Here is a 1,674-nt window from a genome sequence, read left to right as displayed (position 1 = left end):
CGTTTTGTTTAAGTTTCTGTCATTGTGTTTAAGCTTGATTGTTTGCCTGTCAGCTTATGCTGATGATGATGAATTGGCGAAAAAATTAACCAATCCTGTTGCTGATTTAATTAGTATGCCCGTGCAAGCCAATTATGATACGGGCTTTGGCCCTGACGATGGGCATCGTACAACTGTCAACGTGCAGCCTGTGATACCCATCGAGATGAATGACGATTGGAATATGGTTTCCAGAACCATTTTACCCTTGATTGAGCAAAATGATGTGGCGGGTAGCAGCGGTTCGCAATCGGGTACTGGTGATATTGTTCAAAGCCTTTTTTTTTCACCAAAACGGCCTACCAATAATGGCTGGATTTGGGGTGCGGGGCCGGTCTTTTTGCTACCAACAGCCAGCGACGAATTACTCGGTACAGAAAAGTGGGGACTAGGGCCTACTGCTGTATTGCTTAAAATGGAGCAGGGCTGGAGTTATGGCGCACTTGCCAATCATATCTGGGATATAGCCGGTGAAGATAAGCGTGATGATGTTAATGCTTCTTTTATTCAGCCCTTTCTCACCTACACCCACAAAGGTTGGACTTATACGTTACAAACCGAAAGCACTTACGACTGGAAAAACAGTCAATGGAATATTCCGATTAATGCTGTGCTGTCGAAAGTAATTCACATAGGTCGGCTGCCGGTGAGCTTTGCAGGAGGTGTGCGTTATTGGGCCGGAGCGCCAGAACAAGGTGCAGAAGGTTGGGGAGCACGCTTTGCGGTTACTGCAATGTTGCCCAGGTAGATAGTCGGGCTTTATCGTACAAGCGGATGATGGTCTATTGCACTAAAGAAGTGCGCGATTTGGGTGCAAGAAGCATGGTAGGCGTTCTTTTTTGGTGCGTGAGGTTTAATGAATGAACGGGAATAGAATTTTTTCAGTCTGCGAGCCTTGTTGACAGGTTGTTTTCAGAATTTGGCACAGTGCCTGCATATAAGCCACCAAACTCAGTTGGAAGTAAATCAGCTGAATACTTAAGGCTGGGGGCACGGGTCATAATGACAATGTCCGGAAATTCCCTGCTGGCCAACAGGATTCACTCAGGAGAGCTTTTATGAAGTTGGTATCAGCCATCATTAAGCCATTCAAATTGGACGACGTGCGAGAGGCTTTGTCCGAGATCGGTGTTCAGGGTATCACTGTCACTGAAGTTAAGGGGTTCGGTCGTCAAAAGGGGCATACTGAACTTTACCGTGGAGCTGAGTATGTGGTTGATTTTCTGCCCAAGGTCAAGTTGGAAGTTGGCATTGCGGATGACCTCCTGGATCAGGTGATTGAAGCCATTTCTACAGCGGCTAACACCGGAAAGATTGGTGACGGAAAGATCTTCGTCACCAATCTGGAGCAGGCGATTCGGATCAGAACCAACGAAACCGGCGAAGATGCCATCTGATGTACTCAGCGGCAAGAGACCATAGTCAGGAAGTTCATGGTTCTCAGGGTACACGTACAACAACAGACAAACTTTGTCGTCCGCTTCAGCTACATTAAGAGCGGAAGGTGACATTCGCAAAAAATAAAAATGGCTAATGCGGAAACAGCTCCTGAGTCAAGGTGACTGTTTCCAGGGCATGAATGCCCTAGCAGCCTGTCGGACTTAAGCGTCCGTAGCGAGGATTGCAAGAAATTGA

2 protein-coding genes are annotated in these 1,674 nt (G+C 47.0%); both read left to right on the top strand.

All coding sequences use genetic code 11. The features are described 5' to 3' along the window. Positions 1-787, top strand: a 787-nt coding sequence (locus tag KDK17_RS18655; RefSeq protein ID WP_257288774.1) for a hypothetical protein, incomplete at its 5' end; no start/stop codon positions are given. A 310-nt stretch (positions 788-1,097) separates the two neighbouring features. Further along, on the top strand, positions 1,098-1,436 hold the full coding sequence (glnK, locus tag KDK17_RS18650) for a P-II family nitrogen regulator (protein ID WP_257280919.1): 339 nt from the start codon (positions 1,098-1,100) through the stop codon (positions 1,434-1,436). The last annotated feature ends 238 nt before the right edge of the window (positions 1,437-1,674 follow it).

The organism is Endozoicomonas sp. SESOKO2 (assembly GCF_024606245.1).
In the GTDB taxonomy this organism is placed as follows: domain Bacteria; phylum Pseudomonadota; class Gammaproteobacteria; order Pseudomonadales; family Endozoicomonadaceae; genus Endozoicomonas_A.
This window is presented reverse-complemented; position numbering and strand designations above follow the sequence as displayed.